Annotated in this window: 16 protein-coding genes; 4 read left to right on the top strand and 12 right to left on the bottom strand. The window is 68.5% G+C overall.

Translation table 11 applies throughout. The features are described from left to right. The first annotated feature begins 26 nt into the window (after positions 1–26). The gene (locus PMI01_RS10780; RefSeq protein WP_007667979.1) at positions 27–6,242 is read left to right on the top strand and encodes a YDG domain-containing protein; all 6,216 of its coding nucleotides are present in this window, start codon (positions 27–29) and stop codon (positions 6,240–6,242) included. Positions 6,243–6,317: 75 nt separating this feature from the next. Here the strand turns inward: PMI01_RS10780 and PMI01_RS26435 are convergent, their stop codons facing one another. Beyond that, positions 6,318–7,367, bottom strand: coding sequence for a TniQ family protein (locus PMI01_RS26435; RefSeq protein ID WP_007667980.1), 1,050 nt, complete (start codon positions 7,365–7,367; stop codon positions 6,318–6,320). 259 nt (positions 7,368–7,626) lie between these two features. On the opposite strand from PMI01_RS26435, the gene PMI01_RS10790 reads away from it, so the two are divergent. Together PMI01_RS10790 and PMI01_RS10795 are read left to right on the top strand one after the other, a co-directional pair. Next, entirely contained in the window at positions 7,627–8,499 is an 873-nt protein-coding gene (locus PMI01_RS10790) for an alpha/beta fold hydrolase (RefSeq protein WP_007667981.1), read from the top strand. A 669-nt stretch (positions 8,500–9,168) separates the two neighbouring features. Next, a complete protein-coding gene (locus PMI01_RS10795) occupies positions 9,169–9,453 on the top strand; it encodes a PepSY domain-containing protein (RefSeq protein WP_007667982.1) in 285 nt (94 codons plus the stop codon). Here the strand turns inward: PMI01_RS10795 and tpiA are convergent. The 5 genes from tpiA to PMI01_RS10820 form a co-directional block, all read right to left on the bottom strand. After that, positions 9,450–10,256, bottom strand: a complete 807-nt coding sequence (tpiA, locus tag PMI01_RS10800) for a triose-phosphate isomerase (RefSeq protein ID WP_007667983.1) — start codon at positions 10,254–10,256, stop codon at positions 9,450–9,452. The two genes, PMI01_RS10795 and tpiA, sit on opposite strands and share 4 nt — an antisense overlap. Before the next feature lie 75 nt (positions 10,257–10,331). After that, positions 10,332–12,803, bottom strand: a complete 2,472-nt coding sequence (locus PMI01_RS10805; RefSeq protein WP_051989950.1) for a TonB-dependent receptor — start codon at positions 12,801–12,803, stop codon at positions 10,332–10,334. A 231-nt stretch (positions 12,804–13,034) separates the two neighbouring features. Then, on the bottom strand, positions 13,035–14,396 hold the full coding sequence (locus PMI01_RS10810) for a sensor histidine kinase (RefSeq protein ID WP_035035749.1): 1,362 nt from the start codon (positions 14,394–14,396) through the stop codon (positions 13,035–13,037). Positions 14,397–14,406: 10 nt separating this feature from the next. Continuing rightward, positions 14,407–15,075 carry a response regulator transcription factor gene (locus tag PMI01_RS10815; RefSeq protein WP_162136389.1) on the bottom strand — a complete coding sequence of 223 codons (669 nt, stop codon included), beginning with the start codon at positions 15,073–15,075 and terminating at the stop codon, positions 14,407–14,409. Next, on the bottom strand, positions 15,072–15,398 hold the full coding sequence (locus tag PMI01_RS10820) for a PepSY domain-containing protein (RefSeq protein WP_007667987.1): 327 nt from the start codon (positions 15,396–15,398) through the stop codon (positions 15,072–15,074). The genes PMI01_RS10815 and PMI01_RS10820 overlap by 4 nt, the downstream gene beginning before the upstream one ends. Before the next feature lie 119 nt (positions 15,399–15,517). Here PMI01_RS10820 and PMI01_RS10825 point away from each other — a divergent pair, with 119 nt between their 5' ends. Continuing rightward, positions 15,518–17,536, top strand: a complete 2,019-nt coding sequence (locus PMI01_RS10825; protein ID WP_007667988.1) for a TonB-dependent receptor plug domain-containing protein — start codon at positions 15,518–15,520, stop codon at positions 17,534–17,536. On the opposite strand, the gene PMI01_RS10830 is transcribed toward PMI01_RS10825, so the two are convergent. From PMI01_RS10830 to iolE, 6 genes are all read right to left on the bottom strand, one after another. Further along, the gene (locus PMI01_RS10830) at positions 17,533–17,754 is read right to left on the bottom strand and encodes a hypothetical protein (RefSeq protein WP_007667989.1); all 222 of its coding nucleotides are present in this window, start codon (positions 17,752–17,754) and stop codon (positions 17,533–17,535) included. The two genes, PMI01_RS10825 and PMI01_RS10830, sit on opposite strands and share 4 nt — an antisense overlap. Before the next feature lie 87 nt (positions 17,755–17,841). Beyond that, positions 17,842–18,645: an inositol monophosphatase family protein gene (locus PMI01_RS10835; RefSeq protein WP_007667990.1), complete on the bottom strand. Its 804-nt coding sequence runs from the start codon at positions 18,643–18,645 to the stop codon at positions 17,842–17,844. Between the two features lie 2 nt (positions 18,646–18,647). Next, on the bottom strand, positions 18,648–19,994 hold the full coding sequence (locus PMI01_RS10840; RefSeq protein ID WP_007667991.1) for an MFS transporter: 1,347 nt from the start codon (positions 19,992–19,994) through the stop codon (positions 18,648–18,650). 214 nt (positions 19,995–20,208) lie between these two features. Continuing rightward, a complete protein-coding gene (locus PMI01_RS10845; protein WP_162136390.1) occupies positions 20,209–21,708 on the bottom strand; it encodes a CoA-acylating methylmalonate-semialdehyde dehydrogenase in 1,500 nt (499 codons plus the stop codon). A gap of 25 nt (positions 21,709–21,733) precedes the next feature. After that, positions 21,734–22,540: a 5-deoxy-glucuronate isomerase gene (iolB, locus tag PMI01_RS10850; protein ID WP_007667993.1), complete on the bottom strand. Its 807-nt coding sequence runs from the start codon at positions 22,538–22,540 to the stop codon at positions 21,734–21,736. 4 nt (positions 22,541–22,544) lie between these two features. Next, on the bottom strand, positions 22,545–23,444 hold the full coding sequence (gene iolE, locus PMI01_RS10855; RefSeq protein ID WP_007667994.1) for a myo-inosose-2 dehydratase: 900 nt from the start codon (positions 23,442–23,444) through the stop codon (positions 22,545–22,547). Between the last annotated feature and the right edge of the window lie 5 nt (positions 23,445–23,449).

The following is a 23,449-nucleotide window of genomic DNA, read 5'->3' on the forward strand; positions in this document are numbered from 1 at the left end:
CCATCGAAGTTCCCGGAGCGTCCGCCATGACCCCGTCGCCGATCCGTCCGATCCTTTCTCGCACCGCTTCGCGCCCCGCGCGCCGGGCCAGGCTGCTGGCGGCCTCGGCCCTGTGCGGCGTGGCCGCGATGCTGGCCCCGCCGGCCCTGGCGGGCACCCTGCCGGGCATACCGAGCGCCGCCAACATCACGGTCTCCAGCGGCGGTTCGCAGCCGACGATCAGCTTCCCCGACGCGATCACCCTGCAGATCGAGCTGAACGCGCCCCGGACGGTCATCAACTGGACCGACCTGCACCTCAGCAGCGGCGACGCGATGAACTTCATCTTCGACGCCGCCGACGACATCGTGCTGAACAAGACCACCAGCCAGATCCGGTTCGACACCGGCAGCGTGGTGACCGGCAAGGTCGGGGCGGCCACGGCCGGCAACGTCTGGTTCTACTCACCCCAGGGCGTGATCGTCTCGCCCGGCGCGACCATGACCGCCGGCGGCTTCCTGTTCAGCCGCGGTTCGTCGCTCAGCGACGCCGGCTTCGTCTCCGCCGCCGATCCGTTGGCCAACCTGCGCGCCGCGACCGACGCCCTGATCAAGATGACGACGATCAGCTCGGCGACCAGCGCCTCGATCAACAGCACCGGCGACGTCGTGCTCAGCGCGTCCAGCGGCGACCTCAACGTCGGCATCGCCTCGGGCGCCACGGTGGACATTTCGACGACCTCGGGTTCGATCACCGCCAGCGAAGTCACGGCCACCACCGGCGCGGCCTCGGTGGCGGCCGGCGGTCCCGGCGCGACGGTCACCTCGATCACCGGCGCGACCGGCGTCTCGGTCTCTTCAGGCAACAACACCTCGGTCGGTTCGGCCACCACCACCGGCGTCTCTGGCGACATCACCATCCAGAGCGGCAACGTGGCGTCGCTGACCACCGCCAATTCCGGGCGCGACCTCTTCCTCAGCGCTCCGATGATCTTCCTCGACACCGCCGCCGCCGCGCGCGACGTCTTCGTCACGGCCACCACGGGTGGGGCGATGGTGACCCACCAGGTCTTCGCCGGCGACGACATCGAGATCACCGCCACCACCGGCGACGTCTCGGCCGGCGGCGCGACGCTGCGGTCCACGGGCCTGGGCGCGAGCGACGACGCCCACGTCCTGGCGCGCTCGACCAGCGGCTTCGTCAACGTCGGCGCGGCCAACACCCAGGGGACGGGCGTCGCCGCCGGCGATGTGACGATCGAGTCGACCAACAGCACGATCCTGGGGGCGGGCGGCAGCACCCGCGATCTGACGGTGACGGGATCCAATCCCCTGTCGCTGACCGGCGCCTATTCCGCGACCGGCACGGCCTCGTTCACCTCGACGACCGGGATGGTCACCCAGGCTGGCGGCTCGATCACCGCCGGGCTGCTGACCGTCGACGCGGCCTCGGGCGTCGTCCTGACCCAGGCCGGCAACAACGTGACCAACCTGGGGATCATCAACAGCGGCACGGGCGGCTTCAGCTATCACGACCTCGACAGTTTCGGCCTGACCGACGCGATCGTCTCGGGCGGGGACGTCTCGCTGACCTCGGGCGGCGCCATCACCCAGACGGCGGGCACGATCACGGCCGACGTCCTGAACGTCACGGCGGCGACCGGGATCAGCCTGACCGAGGACAACCTCGTGACCAGTCTGGGTGTTGTGAACAACACCACCAGCGGCGCCCTCGCGTTTCGCGACGCCGACGGCTTCGACATCACCGACAACATCGACTCCGCCGGAAACGTCAGCCTCTTCACCACCAGTGGGGACATCACCCATTCCGGCGGGACGCTGCACGCCGGCGGGTTCTTCTCGCTGGACGCCGGCGGGCTGATCGCGGTGGGCGACCTCAGCGCCGGCGGCGGCGTCGGTGTGATCGCGGCGGGCAGTATCGAGGTAACCTCGGCCACGGCGGGCGGCGGCGTCTCCCTCCTGTCGAACGCCGGCCAGGCGGTCCTGCGCAAGGCGGTGCTGACGGGCTCGGGCGCGAGCGACAATCTCAGCATCGTCGCCGCCGGCGACGCCATTCTCGGCTCCGACAGCCACCTGACCATCACCACCGACAACGTCTTCAGCCGAACGGGCGGGAGCACGGGCACGGCCGACGTCAGGTCGACGTCCGGCGACGCGCTGGTCCATCTCGACAGCAGCGCCGGCTTCGACACGCTGGAAGGGGCGGGCGTCGACGTCACGATCCGCACCGGCCCGGCGTCGTTCGGCGCGATCACGGCCAACACCGGCGACCTCTATGTCGAGGCGCTGGACGGCGCCCTGAGCGTCGGTACAGCCACCGCGACCGCCGGCGACCTGGATCTCCTGGCCCACGGCGGCGACCTGACGATCACCGGCTCGGTGCACGGCGGCGGGCGGGTGCATATCGAGACCGATGGCCTGCTGGACGGGACCGCCGCCAGCCTGATCTCCAGCGGCGGCGACCTGGAGCTGTTCGGCGGCGGCGTCGACGTGGGCCACCTCCAGGCCGGCGGCGCCCTGGAGGCGGCGGCCATCGACAGCAACGTCCTGGTGCAATTGGCCGAGGCCGGCCAGACCGTCCAGGTGATCTCGCTGAACGGCGACGCGACCCTGCGGGGCGGCGAGGGGGCCGACGGCATCGCGGTCGTGGCCCTGAACAAGGCCACCTTCGGCGCCGACGACAAGGCCTCGATCACCGCCGCCAACTCCGCGATCACCGACCCCACCTGCGGCTGCGGCTCGGGCGGGCTGCAGGTGCTGTCCTCCAACGGCGACGCGGTGGTCAATATCAACTCGGCCAGCAACGGGATCGCCCTGGTCGGCGCCGGCATCGCCGGGACCGCGACCGTCGTCCAGAAGACCGGCGACCTGAAGATCGAGGAGCTGGCGGCCTACAACATCACGCTCGAAGCCATGGGCGGCACGCTGGAGACCGGGTTCACGACCACCAGCGGCGGCGACTACACGATCACCGCTCAGGACTTCCTGGGCGACGCGCTGACCCCGACCCTGTTCAGCGGTCTCATCCGCGACGTCACCATCACCGACACCCTGGGCGGCCTGAACTTCGGGGCCACGGCCATCCATGCCGATCGCAGGCTGACCATCACCGCCCTGAACGGCGGGGCGGTGACCGGCTCGGGTCAGCTGGACGCCGGCCTGGGGGCAGGGGCCCACGACGGCGAGGTCAACATAGCGGCCAACGCCATCACCCTCGGCGTGGTCCGGTCCGACGGCGACGTGGGCCTGAGCGCCGGAACCGGTGGGGTGAACCTGGGAGCCGTCGTTCACGCCGACCGCTTGCTGGGCATCATCGCCCTGAACGGGGCGGTGACCGGCGCCGGCCAACTCGACGCCGGGACGGGAACGACCTTCGGCGATATCGAGGTGGCGGCCAACGCCATCGCCCTCGATACGATCCGGGCCAACCGCGACGTGAACCTGAACGCCGGAACCGGCCTGGTGAACGTGGCGACCAGCCTTAGCGTCGACAGGACCTACGCCCTGATCGGCGGCGACTTCTCGGCCGCCGCGCTGACGCCCCTGGGCGCCAAGGCCGGGACCTGGACCATCATGGATCAGGCCGGCGATTTCGACTTCAGCGGCAAGACCCTGCACTACGGGTCCTCCATCGCCGTCAACGTGTTCAACGGCGATGTCATCGGCGGCGACATCACCAGCGATGCGGGCACGGTCTTCGTCCAGGCCGACGGCGGAAGTCTGGGCGCGCTGTACGCCGGGGGCGGCCAGGTCACGGCGATCGGCGATGTCGGCGGCATGGCCGTGGCTTCGGCCCAGGGCGTGGCGCGGATCACGGTCACGGCCGCGAATGGCACGGCCAGCCTGGGCTCGGCGGTCCTGACGGGACCGGGGATCCACGGCCTGACGGTCCGCGCGACGAACGGCGACGTGGTCCTGGGCGCGGCGACGCCGGGCGCGATCACCGCGGGCAACGTCGTCACCTCGACGGGCTCGAGCCTGGCGCTCGTGGCCTCGACGCCGACCGGCAAGGTCGACGTCAACCTGGATCACATGACCAACGCCAACCTGACCACCCTGTCCGGACCGCTCGGCGTCACTGTCCAGGTCATCAACGGCCCGCTACGGGTCGGCAACGCCAGCGCGACCGGCGGCCAGGTCTGGATCACCGGCTCGAACGGCGCCGTGACCGTGGACCAACTGACGGCGGGCGGCACTTCGCTGGTGAGGGGCGGCGGCGAGACGCGGCTGGTCTCGGCCAATGTCACGGGCGGCGGCGGGCTCTCGGTGCTGTCGACCGGCGCCGGCGTGCGCCTTGGCGACGCGACTCCGGGCCGGGTGATCGCCGTCACCAATACGCTCAACCTGTCCGCGGCCACCGACATCACCCAGCAGGGCGCCATACATGCCGGCGGGACGGGCGTGAACGCGGGAACCGGCGTCACGCTGCTCGGCGACAACCAGGTCAGGCACCTGAACTGGGTCAATGTCGCCGGCGGAGGCTTCGCGTTCCACGGCGCCACCGCCTTCGACATCGTCGGCCCGATCGTCGCCGTCGGCCAGACGGTGGACTTGCGGTCCGACCAGACCATCGGCCAGGCCCCGCTCGGGGTCATCACCGCCCAGAAACTGACCGGCTCCTCGGTCGGCGCGGCGATCTTCGGCCTCGACAACCAGATCGCCGAGCTGGGCGACTTCACCAACACCACCGGCCGACTGAAGCTGGTCAGCAATCGCGCCCTGACCATCAGCGGAACCGTGCTCAGCACGGGGACCCTGTCGATCGCCTCACACGGCGGCATGACCATCGCCGGCACGGGCACGGTGCGAGCCAACGGCGCGGGCGACGCCGTGGTGCTGGCCTCGGACGGGGTGTTCACCAACGCCCGCGGGGCGGACGCGGTGACCGCCGCCAGCGCCGGCGGCCGGTGGCTGATCTACACCCAGGCGTTCGGCGATCCGCAGGGATCGACGGCGGGCAATACGTTCAACGGCCTGGTCGGCAAGAGCTTCTACGGCGCGCCCTACGACTTCGCGGCCTCGGGCTTCACGGTGGGTGTCAACAACGGCAACCGCTTCGTCTACGCCTACCAGCCGACCATAACGGTGGCGCCCGACAGCCGGACCGTGACCTATAGCGGGGCCATTCCGTCGCTCTCGGCGACGGTCACGGGCCTGATCAACGGCGATCTCTTCACCGACGCCTGGCTGGGCGCTCTGGTGATCTCGGGCGCGACCAGCAAGAACGTCGGGACCTACACCCTGAACGCCGTCACCGGCGGCCTGACCTCCGACCTCAACTACGCCTTCGCGGCCGGACCCGCCGGCTCGCTGCGGATCGATCCCAAGGCCCTGAGCGGGGTGCTGGCCGCCACCAACAAGACCTATGACGGGACGGTGGCCGCGAGCGGTTCGATCGGCCTGACCGGCTTGGTGGCCGGCGACACGGTGAGCGCGTCGGGAACCTATGCCTTCGCCGACAAGAACGCCGGGACCGGCAAGACGGTGACGGCTGCGGGCGTGGCCCTGTCGGGCGCCGACGCGGGCAACTACACGCTTGCCCCGCTGGCCACGACCCAGGCCGATATCCTGAAGAAGGGCCTGACCGGCGCGCTGGCCGCCGCCAACAAGACCTATGACGGGACGACGGCCGCGAGCGGTTCGATCGGCCTGACCGGCGTGGTGGCCGGCGACACCGTGAACGCGTCGGGAACCTACGCCTTCGCCGACAAGAACGCCGGGACCGGCAAGACGGTCACGGTGTCCGCCGCCGCCTTGACCGGCCTCGACGCCGCCAACTACGACCTCGGCGGCGTCAGCGGCGGCCTGGCCGACATCCTGCGCCGGCAGGTGACGGTCGCGGCCGACAGCGCGTTCAAGCCGTTCGGCGCTGTCGATCCGACCCTGACCTACCGCATCGCGGTGGGCGACCTGGCCGCGGGAGACGCCTTCACCGGCGGCCTCACGCGCGACCCGGGCGAGGTGCCCGGCGGCTACGGGATCACGCGTGGGACGCTGGGCCTGTCGATGAACTACGACCTGACCTTCACCGGCGCCGTGTTCACGATCCGGCCGTTCCCGTCGAGCGAGGCGGGCGGCTCGATGACGCTCAAGCACCTCGTCCAGTCGCCGGACTTCACCCTGGATTGGGATCCGGAGATCAATCTCACGACCGGGGGCCAGGCCTGTCCCGGCGAAGGCTGTCCGCCACAAGCCGCCATGTCCGGCAGCGCCGGCGGTCGGGCGGTGGCGACGCTGCGCTAGGCTGCAAGCGCGGCGGTCGCGCTGACGACCGCTCGGCGGCTCAGCAGTGGTTTGAAGAGATAATTTCTGATAATATTACTTAGGCGCAAAATGCATGTAATGCCTGACTAACGCCCATCTGGCTTTCAGCTTCGAAGGCCATTCGGCCGTTCGCAGATCGAACTCTGTGAAGTCGCGCTTCGTAAGGCCAGCCGCTAGCGCGGCCAGCGGATCGACACTCTGCTCCGGCAACCGATATTGGCACTCTTGCACAAATCCAGCGATCGGCCCGTTTTCATCGGGCTCCGCCAGGATCGCCATTGCCACGAGCACGTGCTTGAGCCGATCGAACGGCTCGAGATCCGCCAACCCGTCTGCGATCATGTGGCGCGTCAATTTTGGGCTGAACTGATGCACGCCCCAGTTCACGCTCCGAAACAAAGAAGCGGCACCTGGACGCGGCTCTGATCTGAGCGCATCAACCAGATCGCCGATCAATGACCGAAGCCGACCCAATATATAAAGGTCAGACGGCACAGTGCCGGTCTTTTTAATTCCCTTCAGCAAGGTATCAAGTCTGGCGCGCAGTTGGACTGTATGCTGTGAAGTTGAAGATCTAAGTGGATCGTGTTGTATTTTACCCTTCCTCTCCATATGAAACACGAAGGGAAATTGGCTCGGCATCAAAGTTTTCTTGTGCACGCTGCACGTGGTCGCCAGCGGATACATCCAGGCCGTCCGGGCATAAAGCTCCCTCCCCGCCTTTCGATCTTCCAAGAGGCAGTCATGACAGACCACGGCCTCTCGAGAGAGGCGAAACAGTGGAAGCGGTTTGACGATTAGCTGCGGGTGTACGGCGGCAATGAGCCGATCTAGTGGAACACCTGTCGCGTCCGAAACGCGATCTAGCGAGTCCATGTGACCTCGCTCAAGGGATTCTGGATCAGCTCCGATCTCGGCAGCAAGCTCTCCGCGAGTGAGCAAATGAGCGTCCGCGATTCGAAATAACCACGACGAGATTGCTTCATCTGGATAGGGAGCTGGTGCCAAGCTCGATAAGACAGGCTGCCATCGATCAACACTTGCCACAATTGGATCCCCTGCTCGTGGCCTGGGCCGAACTCCTGAATTCTCGGGAAGTAGCATCGATTAGAGCGGGTGTCAGGCGCTCCTCTCCCTCAATAGCCACCCTTGCGTCGCCATTGGAGAGCGCGGTGGTCGCCCTTTCGTCCCACGTCTTCCGGGTTCGGAGCGACAACCATTTACCCGGGTGAATTTAGACGCTATTTTCACCCGGGTAATTTTCAGACGTACATTCCGCCCTGCGCCCCCTACACGGTCCGCTTCCGTCGTGGCGGTCAGCCTCTCAGGAAAAAATAAAGTGCCAAATGTCCGATCCAACGGGATGACCATCGCGTTCGACGAGTTCGGACCGAAGAACGCCGAGCCCATCCTGCTGGTCTCCGGCCTAGGCGTACAGATGATCCGCTGGGCAGGCCCGTTTTGCGAGATGCTCGCGGCGCAAGGCTACCGGGTCATCCGTTTTGACAACCGGGACGCCGGCCTTTCAACTCACCTCGGCGACACGCCGGTCATTGAGATAGCCGATCTGGTTCAGGCCCTGGGGCGAGGCGAGCGAACAAATCTGGCCTACACCCTGCGCGACATGGCCGATGATGCCGTCGGGCTGTTGGACGCCCTCGGAATCGAGCGCGCTCACGTCGTGGGCCGATCGATGGGCGGGATGATCGCGCAGCTGATGGCCGCCGAGCATCCCCAGTGTACGCTCTCGCTGGCCTCGATCATGTCCAGCACCGGCAATCCGAAACTGCCCCCGCCGTCGCCCGAAGCCATGAGCGCCTTGATGCGGCCCGCTCCGGATCCGGCCTGGGACGAGGCGGGCTATCTGGCCCATTGCGTGGCGACGGCCCGAGTGATCTCAAGTCCCGGCTTCGTTTTCGATGAGAACGCCTACCGCTCACAGGCGCTGGCCGAACTGAGGCGAGCCCACAATCCCGCGAGCTTCGGTCGGCAGCTCGCCGCCATGATCACGGCCGGCGATCGCCGCGCCCAGCTCAACACCATCGTGGCTCCGACCTTGGTAGCGCACGGGGCCGACGACCCGCTGATACCGGTGGTTGGGGGACGGGACACGGCCGCCAACATCAAGGACGCCAAATTGATGATCATCGAGGGAATGGGTCACGATCTGCCGATCGAACTCCATGAAACCTTCGCGCTGGCCATCGCCGCCAACGCGCGACGAGCCGCCGCCTAGGCTGGGAAAGTCCCCTGGTACCGGTTGAATCCTGGATGTCGGAGCTGCCGTTATCAACGGCGGTGCGCCAGGAGCGAACACTGAGGCGGCTCCAGAAACTCGACCTTCACCAATGGGGATTGTGGACGACGGCGAACTCTCAAGCGCTCTCTTCTGCAGTGGGAGGTGGAGCGTTCCGTGGACGCCGGCCGACTTCGATGTTGACGGCGTAGCGCACCGCCCGATCCGCGTCTTGGCCGCGCCCAAGATCACGGCATGCCGTCCGTGTGCGTCACCTTGCTTGTGAGCCTCGTCCGACATCCCGCCGCTCACGCCCCGACCGGCGGCGTGATCTGCGCATCGTCGGGCAACGGGGTGAACTCCTGATCGTCGCCGTCGGTAACCTGCCTTGTGCATGCGATCAGCGTTCAAGTCGTGCGTGACTGCGGCGGCGGCCTCTGGGTTCACTCGCGGTTGAAGCCAAAGGGATTACGGGAGCCACGCGCCGCGTGAACGGACCGGTGGCCGCCGGTCCGTTCACAGCGCCAAGCCATCACGCCCGAGCGCCATGATCCAGATACAAGGAGTTCATTCACTAGCGTTCATGACATGGTCCTGACGGCCCGCGCCGGGATCATGTCAGCTGGGGCGATGCAAGGTCTCTCCAGTTTCAATTTCTGGAGTCACGTCATGTTCTCGAAGCAAATCTTCCGCCGCCCCGCCGTCATGATCGGTCTGGTCGTCGCGTTCGGCGCCGGAGCGACGGCGATCGCCCAGGCGTCGAGCCCGCCGGCCCCAACGTCGCCGTCCTTCGCCAAGGCCGCCGCGCGGGTGGAGGCCCAGGGCTTCGCCATCCTGGAGATGGACCGCGATCACAAGGGCTTCGACATCGAGGCCCGGGCTTCGGATGGTCGCCGCCTGGAGCTCGACGTCGCCGCCGACGGCGCGATCCTTCGCCAGCGGCTCGACGACTAATCACGATCCGCCCGGCGCGTCTCCCGCGCCGGGCGATCCGCCTCTCGCGCGGCCTCTATGATGGCGACAAAGCTCTCGGCCCGCAGCGACGCGCCGCCGACCAACACCCCGCCCACCTCGGGCGCGGCCAGGATCGCCGCCGCCCCTTCGGGCGTGACCGAGCCGCCATAAAGGATCGGCGCGGACCGACTGCCCAGGAACATTTCGCTCAATTCCCGCCGAATGGCCCGGTGCATCTCAGCGATATCGTCCTCCGACGCGCGTTCGCCCGTGCCGATCGCCCAGACCGGCTCGTACGCCACCGCGAAGGCCTGCCCCGCCAGGGCGGGCGGAAGCGATCCGCGCACCTGGCGACGCACGATCTCGAGGGCCTGCCCCGTGTTCCGTTGCGCCCAGGTCTCGCCGACGCAGACAATCGGCTCCAGGCCCGCATCGATCGCCACCGCGATCTTGCGCGCCACCAGGGCGTCGTCCTCGCCCGAGCCCTGACGCCGGTCCGAATGCCCCAGGATCACGACCCTGGCTCCAGCCTCGGCCAGCAGCCCCGCGGACACGGCGCCGGTAAACGCCCCGGCCGCCTCGACGTGACAGTCCTGGCCGCCTGTCATGATGGCGGAGCCCATCAGCACGTGCGACAGGCGGTGCAGCAGGGTGGCGGGCGGACAGATCGCAATCCGTGGTTCTGGAGTGTCCTCGGCCGTCGCCCGCGCGATCGCCGCAGCCGCGTACAGCTGATCCGGGCCGCCGTTCATCTTCCAGTTGCCGACCACCAGGCGCGACAAGGCGGGCGTTGATTGCGCCATGAGATCATCTCGATGTGGGGGAGCGCGGACGCGAAAAGGCCCGGACGTCGCAGGACGTCTGGGCCTCGCGCAAGGCTAGAAGGTGTAGGAGAGACCGAACCGGTAGGAGCGGCCGTAGGTTTCGGACTCCGCGAAGCGGTCGCGGGTCTGATAGTAGTAGTAATCGGTCGCGTCGTTGAGGTTATTGCCCTCGGCGAAGATCTCGACCTTGTTGATCCGATAGGCCACGCGGGCGCTCAGGGTGGTCACCTTGTCGAAATAGATGTCCTTCGCGCCGGTGGGGTCGCTGGTGTTGAGCTCGTACAGGTAGGCCGAGCGGTAGGTGTAGGCCAGGCGAGCCGAGAAGTTGTACTTCTCGTAGTAGAGCTGAGCGCTGGCCAGCCGCTTGGACTGGTTGGGCAGCTTGATCTTCTCCGAGCGGCCCGGAACGTCCATCTTGCCATTGACCAGGGTGGCGTTGAAGTTCACGCCGAAACCGTCGAGCGGCGAGGGCAGGAAGGTCAGCGGCTTCTGGACGTTGAACTCCAGGCCCGTGACCCGCGCCTTGTCGCCGTTGGTCACCTGGGTCACGTCGGCATTGACCAGCGCCACGCCGCCGAAGGTGCCGCTGCGGGTCTCCGTCGAGGTGAAGATCGGGTTTTCGATCCGCTTGTGGAAGAAGCCCAGGGAGATGCCGCCTTCGCCGGGGAAGTAGTATTCCAGCGAGGCGTCGAAATTGACGGCCTTCTGCGGCTGCAGGTCGGGGTTGCCGAGCGTCACCTCGTTGTCGGCGGCGCTAACCGCCAGGGTCGGCGCCAGGTCGGCGTAGTTCGGACGGCCCAGGGCCGTGGTGACCGCCGCGCGGGCCAGCAGGGTGTGGGAGAAGTTGTACTTGAGGTTCACGCTGGGGAACCAGTCGGTGTAGCCGTAGCTGCCGAACTGGTTGTAGGTGTCGTTGATCGTCGAGGTCGGCGTCACGGCGATGGCCGAGGTCTTGCCCTCGGTGTGCTCGACCCGCACGCCCGGGATGACCGTCAGGTCGCCGCGGGTGACGCTGGCCATGCCGTAGCCGGCGGTGATCTTCTCGACGACCTTGAAGTCCGAACCCAGGGTCTCGACCAGGCGGTCGGTGGCGGAGTCGGTGAACAGGCCCTTGTTGGCTTCGAAATAGGCCTTGGCCAAACCGTAATCGACGGTCGGCCCGAACGAGAACCGACCCTTGTAGACGGTCGGGATGGTGTTGCTGGTCTCGCCCACCAGGGTCTCGCCGTTGCCGCGCGTATAGACGTGGCCGGTGGCGTCGGTGAACTTGTTGCGGTCGAGGTACTTGGCCCCGAACTTCAGATAGCTGCCCTCGCCCCAGGCTTCGATCGGCAGCTTGTAGTCGGCGCGGACCTGGTTGAGGTCCTCCTCGGCGTGACGGCTGACCTGCTTGTACTGGCGCAGGTTGTAGGTGCTGGCCGATAGGGCCGAGGCGCCGGCGGTCAGCCTTTGCTGCAGACCCGCAGTGCCGGTGAAGACCCCGGTCAGGGCCCCGGTCGAGCGATAGTCGAACTCGTCGCGGATCGGATCCTTCTTCTCGGACAGGGCGTGGGTCCCCTGGAGCGTCAGCACGCCCTTGCCGAGCTTGAAGTCGCCGCCGAAGGCCAGGGTGGTGGTGTCCGTGATCTCGTTGCGAAGGCGCACCAGGTGGCGGGCGGTCGTCGAGGTGATCGTGCCGCCGTCCGCGCTCAGCCCGGTATAGCTGCCTGCCGAACCCGGGAAGAAGAAGCGGAAGCGGTCGCGGGTCTCGTTGTCGTCGAACTTCGAGTACATCAGGCGCGCATAGAGCTTGATGTCGTCGTTCGGCCGCCAGTCAAAGTTGGCGACAGCGCCCGAGCGCTTGCGGATGGCGGGGCTGTAGGAGCGCATGTCCAATTCCGCGGGCAGGTCGACGCCGCCCACAACCTGACGGCTGCTGGTCAACACGTCGTCGGACACCGACGGGCGCTTGGAATAGTTGCCGGCCAGCACCAGGCCGAACTGGCGTTCGGAGCCGAACTTGCCGCCCACCGAGACGTCGCCCTCGGTCGCCTTGCTGTCGGTGGCCTCGAAGGTGCCGCGCACGACACGCGCGCTGAAGATGTTCTTGGTGCGATCGAAGGCGGTCAGGGTGTTGATGTCGACCTGGCCGGCGATGGCGTTGGCGTCGAGGTCGGGGGTCAGCGACTTGATGACCGTCACCGACCCGATCAGGGCCGAGGGAATGTCGTCCAGCTTGACGTTGCGGGACTCCGGCTCCGGGGCCGAGGCGGTCTGGTTGTTGATCGTCACATTGGCCAGGTTCGGCTCGATGCCGCGGATGATCAGGTAGCGGCCTTCGCCCTTGTCCGTGGCCACCGACACCCCCGACAGGCGGCGGACGGCTTCGGCGACGTTCTGGTCGGGCAGTTTGCCCACGTCGTTGGCCGAGACCACTTCGACGGCGCTGATGGCGTCGCGCTTCTTCAGCAGCGAGTCCCGGTCCGAGGCGCGCTGGCCGGTGACCACGACTTCCTCGACCTGCACGGTCTCCTGCGCGGCCGCCAAGCACGGCGCCACGATACAGGAGCTCAGCAGCAGAGCGCCAATTAAATTCCTGGATGCCATAGCGTCACCCTCCCCTTCTGGTTCGCCGACTCTCCGCAACGGCGCCATTGGGCGCTCTGGGCCGACAACCAGACAATACGAATGGATTTTCTATTTTGCAAGTAGGATGGAAAATTTCGTGCAATATCGAATTCAATCATCCATTCCAAAAAGACGCCCCCCCTCGGGCCTTTACACGCCAGGGTCGATCCGCCTCTTCCAGGCCAGAGACACGGCCAGCCCGCCCAGATCGGAGCGACCCAGCGAAATCTCGCCCGCCGAGGCCTCGACGAGATCGCGGACGATCGCCAGGCCCAGGCCATGGCCGGGGCCGGCTTCGTCCAGGCGTCCGCCGCGCATCAGGGCGGCCTCCGCGCGCCCTTCCTCCATGCCGGGCCCATCGTCGTCGATCGACAGCGTCAGGCCGTCCGGCGTGGCGACGCCGGACACCCGAACCCGACGTCGCGCGAATCGGGCGGCGTTCTCGATCAGGGCGCCCAGCATCTCGGTCAGCACGTCCTCGGCCACCGGCGCGCGAAGATCGGCGCCGATCTCGACGTCGAAGATCAGCCTCTCGCCTTCGGCCGTGCGCTCGACCACCGCCACGAGCCGCTCGACCACGGCCAGGGCCTCGGCCCGGACGTGGACGCTGGTCTCGCGCGCGGCGGCGGCGCGGGCCCGGGCCAGCTCGGTTTCCAGGGCGGCGGCCATGGCCTCGATGGCTCGGTCGAGGCCGTCGGCGGCGTCGCTCGCCCCCGCCGCCCGGGCCCGCCGGCTCTGGGCCGACAGGGCGGCCAGCGGGGTCTTGAGGCTGTGGGCCAGGTCGCCGGCCCGGCGGCGGGCGCGGGTCAGGTCCGCCTCGCGCGCCTGGGCGAGGTCGTTGATGGCCCCGATCAGCGGCGCGATCTCGCGCGGATGATCGTCGGCCAGGCGGGCGGAGGGGCTGCCGCGCAGCCGGGCCAAGTCGGCGCGAATCCGGGTCAGGGGCGACAGGCCCAGCACGACCTGCACGGTGGCCGCAGCCGACAGCACCACCCACAGCCCACCCAGGAAGATCGCCAGGTCGCGGCCGAACTCGGCGCGGGCGGCGCGCAAGGCCTTCTCCTCGCTGGCCACCTGAACCAGCACGGCGGGGCCGGCGTGGTCCGGCCGCACGCGGCGCTCGACCAGCAAGATACGGTCATCGAACGGTCCAGCGGCGATCCGCGCGCGCCAGGTCCCGGCTGGAGCCTCGGCCGGAGGCTTCAAGGCCTGGTCCCACAAGGAGCGCGAACGAACCGCTCCCGCCACCGTCGACACCTGCCAATACAGACCGCCGGCCGGCGTCTCGAGGCGCGGATCGGAAGGCGCGCCGGCGACGACCGGCTTGCCGGCCGGATCGACCGACAGCCCCGCCACCAGGTTCAGCGCCACGCGGGTCAGCTCATCGGTCTCGCGCCGTTCGATATGGCGTTCGAACAGCCAGGTCATGGCCAGCCACGAGACGACCAGGGCGACCAGGATCGCCATGGCTCCGCCGAGAATCAGGCGCAGACGGAGCGAGCCGGCCTTCACGGGCGAGCTTTCATGCGGTCGCGCCGCCCAACTGGTAGCCGAAGCCCCGGCGCGTCTCGATCACCTCGGGCCCGACCTTGCGCCGTAGCCGCACGACCAGGGCCTCGATGGCGTTGGCGTCGCCAGTGTCGGCCACGCCGTACAGCTGTTCGGCCAGCTCGCCCGCCGACACCGCCCGCCCCGGATGGTGGGCCAGGCAGTCCAGCAGGCGGAACTCCAGCGGCGACAGTCGCACTGGCGCGCCGTCGAGGGTCGCCGACATCCGCCGGGTGTCCAACGCCAAGCGGCCGATCTCGATCACCGGCGACACCCGTCCTGCCGCCCGGCGCACCAAGCCGCGCAGTCGGGCCAGCAGCTCGCCCATCTCGAAAGGCTTGGCCAGATAGTCGTCGGCGCCGGCCTCGATGCCCTCGACCTTTTCGGTCCAGTCGCCGCGCGCCGACAGGATCAACACCGGGAAGGCCCGCCCTTCGGCTCGCCAGCGGCGCAGCACCGAAAGGCCGTCCAGGCGTGGCAGGCCCAGGTCCAGCACGACGGCGGCGTAGTCCTCGACACTGCCCTTGAACGAGGCGTCCTCGCCGTCGCGGGCCAAATCCACCACGAAGCCGGAGGCGCTCAGCGCCTTGACCAGGTCGGGCCCGACGACGGGATCGTCCTCGACGACGAGCGCCCGCATCAATCGTTCTCGATCTTGAGCACCGCTCCGGTGCGGGCGTCGATGTCGAGCTCGCGAACCCAGCCGTTGCGGCCCAGGATCTTGACCTCATAGACCAGCTTGCCGTCGTCGTCCTCGAGCTCGACCTTCAGCACGTCGCCCGGGGCGCGCTGCTCGGCGATCGCCAGGATGCGGGTCAACGGCAAGACCTGGCCCCGGGCCAGGGCGGCGCGCGCGGCTTCGTGGTCCTTGTTCTTGTGATCGCCGGCCCAGGCGCCGGCGGGCGCCACGGCGGTGAGCGACAGGGCCAGGACGGCGGCGAGCAGGAAGGTGAGGTGCGGTTTCATGGGTCCCAGGATTTCACGCCCATCCTGACACCGCCCTGACGAACCGCAACGGCCCGATGTCAGGCGCGCACTGACAAAGCTTCTCCAGGAGCGCGGACGGCCGCGTGGGGAAGACCGACATGATCGCCAGACACAAGACCCTTCTCGCCGCCGCCCTGGCCGCGACGAGCGCGACCACGCCGGCCCTGGCGGCCCAAGATCCGGTCACGCCGTACGCCGCCGCCTATTTCGCCGACGCCCAGCCGTATTCGGCTTTCGACATGTTGAGCCGACTACCCGGTTTCACCTTCAACGGCGGCGACAGCGACGTGCGGGGCTTTTCCGGCGCCACGGGCAACGTGCTGATCGACGGACAGCGGCCCACCGGCAAGTCCGAGAGCCTGGAGACCGTCCTGCGGCGCATTCCGGCCCGCGCGGTCGTCCGCATCGAGCTGATCCGCGCCGGCGCGCCGGGCGTCGACATGCAGGGCCGAGGCCTGATCGCCAACGTCGTGCGGGCCCGCGAGACGACGACGCGCGGCCGACTGGAGACGTCCAGCGCTTTCCACCCGGGCGCTGTCGCCCCGAAGCTGGCCGGCGAGCTTTCGCGCCGTCGCGGCGACCGGCTGCTAGAGGCGTCGGCCTCGGCGGAACGGACGGTGGACGACGAGAAGGGCCAAGGTCCCAGGATCTGGACGCGTCCGGACGGGTCGGTGCAGCGCGACGCGGTCTATCGCGAGGACAAGGGCGCGCGCCTGGCGCAGGCCGCCGTCGGTCACGAGCGCCCAGTCCTGGGCGGCAAGTTGCGGCTAGACGTCAATCTGCGAGACGAGATAACGCGGGCCAACATCCGGGAGACGGAGCGCCGGCCCGGCCCGTCGATCGAGACGGTGGTGGAACGCGAAGACGTCGGCGAGGTCGAAATCGGCGGCCGCTTCGAACGCGCCCTGACCTCGCGCTGGAAGCTGGAGGCCCTGGCCCTGCACCACGCCACCCGCACGCGGGCCGGCGATCATGCGCTCGAAGGCGCGGAGACCTCGGCCACGCGCCTGAACGCCGAGGCCGCTGAGACCATCGCCCGCGCCCTGGCGCGCCGGGAAGCGCCCGGCCTGACCGTCGAGCTCGGCGGCGAGGCGGCGCTCAACGTCCTCGACAGCCGTTCGGCGCTCGAGGAGAACGGGGTGGCGATCGCCCTGCCCTCGGCTAATGTCCGGGTCGAGGAACGCCGGGGCGAGGTGTTCGCCACCGCCGCCTGGCGCGCCCGGCCAACGCTGACGATCGAAGCCGGCGCGCGTATCGAGGCCTCCCGCCTGCGCCAGACCGGCGACAGCCAGTTGGAGAAGACCTTCCTCTATCCCAAGCCCCGCCTGCTGGTGACCTGGGCCCGCGACGAGCATCATCAACTGCGGCTCGAGTTGGAGCGCCGGGTGGGCCAGCTCGACTTCGAGGATTTCGTCAGTTCGACCTCGCTGACCTCCAACACCGTCACCGCCGGCAATCCCGATCTCGAACCGGACAAGACCTGGCGGCTGGCCGCGACCTGGGAGCGGCGGTTCGGCAAGGCCGGGGCGATCGTGCTGACTGTCCGGCACGACGAGATCGCCGACGCCGTCGACCGCGTGCCGATCGTCGGTCCCGGCTACGCCTTCGACGCGCCAGGCAACATCGGCCACGCCACGCGCGACGAGATCGAACTGAACGCCAGCCTGCCGCTTGAGGCGGTGATCCCCGGCGGCCTGCTGCACGCCGACGTCACCGCGCGGCGCAGCTGCGTGATCGATCCGGCCCCCGACGGACGGCGCGGCCTGTCCGACGCGCCGTCCGTCGGGGGCGCCCTACACTTCACCCAGGACCTGCCGGTCCGGAAGATGCGCTGGGGGGTCGATCTGGTCCTGGCCGAGGAGAAACGGGAATACCGGTTCGACGAGGTTCGCACCGATCGGGTCGAGGCCCGCTGGTCGGCCTTCGTCGAGAGCCGCCCGGCGCCGGCCTGGAACCTGCGCCTGGAGGTCGACAACCTGACCCGCGGCAAGGTGGATCGGCGGCGCGAGCAGTATGCGGGCCTGCGCGGCGCGGCGGCGCTGAAGCGGATCGAAACCCGCAGCCTGGACCATGGCGCGTTCGCGGGCGTGACCCTGCAGCGGTCGTTCGGCGGCTAGGCCGCCTTGCGCGCCGCCCCGCCCATGGCCCGCCAGCACTCGCGCTTGGCCAAGGCCCGCTCCAGGGTGACGCGCTTGACGGGCAGCCCCTTACGCAGCTTGACCCAGGTGAATTCGCTGATCCCGAACACGTCGAACAGGTAGCGGTCGGTGATGGCCGGCAGGCTGGCGCGCAGGTCGGCGAACTCTTCGGGCGTGATGGTGACGAGATCGAGCATGAGGGTTCGCGTCCTTTGGCGCAGGCTGGATCGACGAGCGGCCGAGACCGGCCCTCGTTATGGCGATTAGTTACAGATGTAAAAATGTCAGGCGGTTTCGACGGGGCGCAGTTCGTGCAGCAGGGCTTCGCTGAGCTGCGGCGTCACGGCCAGGACCGTGCCGTTCATCAGGTCGAGCGACCGGCCCAGGGTGTCTGTGACCACGCCGCCGGCCTCGCGGACGATCACCGCCCCGGCGGCCATGTCCCAGGCGCTGACGCTCTGCTCCCAGTAGGCGTCGAACCGGCCGCAGGCGACATAGGCCATGTCGACGGCTCCCGCGCCCAGGCGGCGCACGCCCGAGACCTTGTCGGTCAAGCGCCGCATCTCGGTGTGAAACTGGGCCTGGCGCGGCTTGCCCATGAACGGAATGCCGACGCCCAGCACGGCCTGTTCCAGGCCCTGACGGCTGGAGACCTTGATCGGCTTGTCGTTGAGCCAGGCGCCCTGCCCGACCTCGGCCCGGAACAGCTCGTCGAGCATCGGCACGTAGGTGACCCCGGCGATCACCTCGCCGTCGCGGGTCAAGGCGATGTTCACCGCCCAGATCGGCAGGCCGATCAGGAAGTTGGCCGTGCCGTCCAGCGGGTCGCAGATCCAGGTGTGCGAGGCGTCGGCGCCCGGGACGACACCACCCTCCTCGCCGAGGAAGCCGTAGTCGGGATAGGCCTCGGCGAGGATCGCCTTCACGGTCTGCTCGGCGCGGACGTCGGCGATGGTGAAGGGGTCGGCGGGACCGTTCTTGTGCTTGATCTCCAGCGTGGCGATCTCGGCGAAGTCCTGCTTCAGGCGGTCGCCGGCGGCCCGGGCCGCGCGGATCATGGTCTGGATCAGGGGGGAAGGTTGGCTCACGATCAGTCTCTCAGCTTCGTGCGCCACAGGCTGGTGGCGAGGGTCAGGGACAGGGCCGAGGCGCCGATCCAGAACAGGATGGCCGGCCCAAAGTCGTAGTGGCGCACGTCGTCGATGACGCGCATGCCCTTGTCGATCAGGGCGCCGCTGATCTGTTCCTGGATGGCGGCCCCGAGATAGCTGAACACGCCGATCAGGCCCATGGCCGCGCCCGCTACCCGCTTGGGGCAGATGTCGGTGGCGAACAGCCCGCCCAGCGAGGTGACCAAGGCGGTCATGCCCAGACCGAACAGGATCATGCCGGCGATCAGCACCGGATAGGTGTTGGGGCCGTAGAAGATGATCCCCAGCCCCGCCAGCTCCATCAGGCCAAACAGCAGGTTGGCCGGCGGGCGGCGGGCGTTGAACAGCTTGTCGGAGATAAAGCCGTAGCCGATGGCGCCGAAGATCCCGGCCAGGGTGCTGATCATCAGCATGCCGCCGGCCTGGGCCAGGGAGTAGCCCCGCGCCTCCTGCAGGTAGAGCACGCCCCAGCTGTTGATGGCGTAGCGGGTCACGTAGATCAGGGCCGACGACAGGGCCAGGGCCCAGACCGCCGGGATCTTCAGGATCTGCAGCTGGGTCTTGAAGGTGCTGCCGGCCGCCGACTTGGGCTTTTCGGCCTGCCAATGATCGTTGCGCCAGTCGGCGACGGTCGGCAGGCCCAGGGTCCGGGGCCGGTCCTGGATCAGGAAATAGCTGCCGATCGCCACCAGCACCCCGACGAAGGCCGGGGCCCAAAAGCCGTAGCGCCAGCCGAGGGCGCCCACCACGCCGCCGACCGCCACGAAGGTCAGGCCTTCGCCGATCGAGTGGGCGGTGCTCCAGATGCCGTAGTAGCGGCCGCGCTCGCGGTTGGAGAACCATTGGGTCATCGACACCACGCCGGCCGGGGCGCCGAAACTCTGGAACCAGCCGTTCAGGCCCCATAGCGCCGCCGACAACGCGACGGTGGTCGAGAAGCCCATGCCGATATTGGCGATCGCCGAGATCAGCACGCTGAAGGCGAAGAACCGCTTCATGTTGGCGTGGTCGGCCAGGAAGCCGTTGGTCAGCTTGCCGAAGGCGTAGGTGTAGAACAGGGCCGAGCCGATCAGGCCCAGTTCGGTGGGTGAGAACACCCCGGCGTCGATCAGCGGCTTCTTGACCATGCCCAGGGCCAGGCGGCAGGTGTAGGACAGGCCATAGCCCAGGGTGATGGCCACCATGATCCGGAAGCGATGGCGCTTGTAGAGCGTGTCGATCGCCCCCTGGTCGCCCAACAGCGGCGCGTCGGCCCCGGGCGCGAAGAACTTCAGCAAGGCGGTCATGCGCGGATCGTCTCCCCTGGTCCCCGGCGGCGCTTCGAGCGGCGCCGTCGTCGACCTCTATTAGAACAGGTTATTTCATTTCGGGTTTGAATGGAAGATTTTTTCTACTTCGAGAACGATTTGGAACGTCCAAAAAAGAAGACCCCGAACCCGGAGGTTCGAGGCCCAGTTCAGCGCACGCAGGAGCGCTTTCGTCCGGGGGAGGAGCCCGAAGTCACATCGTCGGAATGACGAAGCTCTGGTCCAGCACCGCCCCGCCCCTGGGCCAGCGCTGGGTCACGGTCTTGGTGCGGGTGTAGAACCGCACCCCGTCCAGGCCGTACTGGTTGAGATCGCCGAAGCCCGAACGCTTCCAGCCGCCGAAACTGTGATAGGCCACCGGCACGGGGATCGGCACGTTGATCCCGACCATGCCGATCTCGACCTGGTCGGCGAACTCGCGGGCGGCGTCGCCGTTGCGGGTGAAAATCGCCACGCCGTTGCCGTACTGGTGGCGCGAGGCCAGCGCGATGCCCTCGGCCAGGCTCTCGGCGCGGACCATTTGCAGCACCGGACCGAAGATCTCGTCCTGGTACGAACGGCTGGTCGGCTTGACGTGGTCGAACAGGGTCGGGCCGACGAAGAAGCCGTCCTCGTGGCCCTGCAGGGTGAAGCCGCGGCCGTCGACCACCAGTTCGGCGCCCTCGTCGACGCCCATCTGGATGTAGCTCTCGATGCGCGCCTTGTGGGCGGCGCTGACCACGGGGCCGTAGTGGGCGTCCTTGTCGGTGCTGACGCCGACCCGAAGCCCGCCGATCGCCGTCACCAGCTTCTCGCGCAGCGCCGTGGCGGTCTTGTCACCGACCGGCACGACCACCGGCAGGGCCATGCAGCGTTCGCCGGCCGAGCCGTAGGCCGCGCCGATGATGTCGGCCACGGCCTGGTCGAGGTCAGCGTCCGGCAGGACGACGCCGTGGTTCTTGGCGCCGCCCATGGCCTGCACCCGCTTGCCGCTGGCCCCGGCCCGCGAGAACACCGACTGGGCGATGTCGGACGAGCCGACGAAGCTGACGGCCTTGATGGTCGGGTGGTCGAGGATAGCCTCGACGCAGTCCTTGTCACCGTGCACGACGTTGAGGATCCCCGGCGGCAGGCCAGCCTCGGTCAGCAGCTGCGCCAGGCGCACCGGCACCGACGGATCGCGCTCCGACGGCTTGAGGATGAAGGCGTTGCCGCTGGCGATGGCCGGCCCCATCATCCACATCGGGATCATGGCCGGGAAGTTGAACGGGGTGATGCCCGCCACCACGCCCAGCGGCTGGCGCATCGAATAGACATCGATCCCTGGGCCCGCGCCTTGGGTGTATTCGCCCTTCAGCAGGTGGGGAATCCCACAGGCGAACTCGATGACCTCCAGGCCGCGCAGGATGTCGCCCTTGGCGTCGGCGATGACCTTGCCGTGCTCGGACGACAGCAGGTGGGCCAGCTCGTCCATGTGCACGTTGAGCAGGCGCACGAACTCGAACATCACCCGCGCCCGGCGCTGGGGATTGGTCGCGGCCCAGGCCGGTTGGGCGGCCGCGGCGTTGGCGATGGCGGCGTCCAACTCGCCCTGGGTGGCCAGGGCGACACGCGCCTGCACCTGGCCGGTGTTGGGATCGAAGACCTCGCCGAAGCGGCCGGACGTACCCTCGACGGCGCGACCGCCGACGAAGTGGGGAATGCTGCGCATCACGCGCTCCTTCTAATAGCTTGGGCGATCAGGCCTTGCGGGCGATCCAGTCGTGGGCCGGGTCGTTGCGGAAGATCCACTTGCGGTGCGGGCCAGCCATGACGTTGAGGTAGTAGAGGTCGTAGCCGTGCGGGGCGCCAACCGGGTGGTAGCCGCGCGGCACCATCACCACGTCGCCGTCCTGCACGCAGACCGTCTCGTCCAGGCTGCGGTCGTCGGTGTAGACGCGCTGGAAAGCGAAGCCCTGCGGCGGGTTCAGGCGGTGATAGTAGGTCTCCTCCAGCGCGGTTTCCTCGCCGTCGGCCGCCGTGTCGTGCTTGTGCGGCGGATAGCTGGACCAGTGACCGCCGGGCGTGACCACCTCGACCACCAGCAGGCCCTCGGCCGGCGCGGTCTCGGGCAGGATGTTGCGCACATGGCGGACGTTGGTCCCCTGCCCGCGCACCTCGCGCGGCATGTCGCTGGCCGCGATCAGGCGGGGCGGCAGGCCGGGCCTGCCGGGCGCCGAGCACAGGGCCAGCTCCACGGCGGTGACCGCCGTGACGCTGAACGCAACGCCGGCCGGGGCGTAGACCGCGCCGGGGGCGGCGTCCTCGAACACGCTGGCCCGGCCGCCGATCTCGCCGAACGCCTTGTCGGCCACGGTGACCGCCGCCTTGCCGCTCATCACGACCAGGCAGGTCTCGCGGGCCGTGTCGCCGCCCTCGAACCGCTGGCCGGGTTCCAGCGTGACGACCTTGAAGCCGACATGGCTCCAGCCGGCCGACTGGGGCGTGACTTCCAGCACCGCGCCCGAGGCGTCGGGCGCATGGGGGCGGACGAGAAGGTTTGTCATGACCTCACGCCGCCTTCAGGCCCGCCGCGGCAGCTTCCTTCTTGAGGGTGGCCAGGCCGATCTCGCCGTATTCGCGCGGATTGGCGATGGCCGGGTCCTGCTCGGCCTCGACGATGATCCAGCCGGAGTAGTCGATCTCGGCCAGGGCCTGCATCACCGCGCCGTAGTCGAGATAGCCGTCGCCGGGCACGGTGAACATGCCGGCCAGCACGCCGTCCAGGAAGCTGCCGCCGCCGCGTGAGATCACCTTGCGGAACACCTCGCTGCGGATGTCCTTGCAGTGCACGTGGGCGACGCGGTGCGGATAGCTGCGGATCATCGCCACCGGATCCAGCCCGCCTAGGGCCGCGTGGCCGGTGTCGACCGTAAGCCCCACAGACGGACCGGTGTTGGCCAGGAAAGCTTCCAGGTCCTCGGGCCGCTCGACCACCGTGCCCAGGTGGTGGTGGTAGGCGAACTTCAGACCCTGGGACTGGATGTAGTCGGCCACCTTGGTCAGGCGCGCGCCGAACTCCTTCCAGGCTTCGGCGTCGAGACGCGGGGTGGCCGACAGGGCCTTGGACTTGTCGCCGTGGATGGCGTTGCTGGTCTCGGCGTGGACGAAGACCGTGCTGCCCATGGCCTTGAGCAGGGCCAGGTGCTTCTGCAGGGCGGCGATCTCATCGTCGGCCGACTGGACCAGCAGATTGCCGCTGTACCAGCCGCCAACCAGCGAAAGACCATAGCTGTCCAGCAGCGGCTTCAGCACCGCCGGATCACGGGGGAACACTCCGCCGAGCTCCACGCCCTCGAAGCCGATCGCCTGGCAGTCGGCCAGCACGCTGGCCAGCGGCGTGTCGCCGCCTAGCTCGGGCATGTCGTCGTTGATCCAGGCGATGGGGCTCACGCCGAAACGGATGGTCATGGGCG

The sequence above is a fragment of the Caulobacter sp. AP07 genome (assembly GCF_000281955.1).
Lineage (GTDB): Bacteria > Pseudomonadota > Alphaproteobacteria > Caulobacterales > Caulobacteraceae > Caulobacter.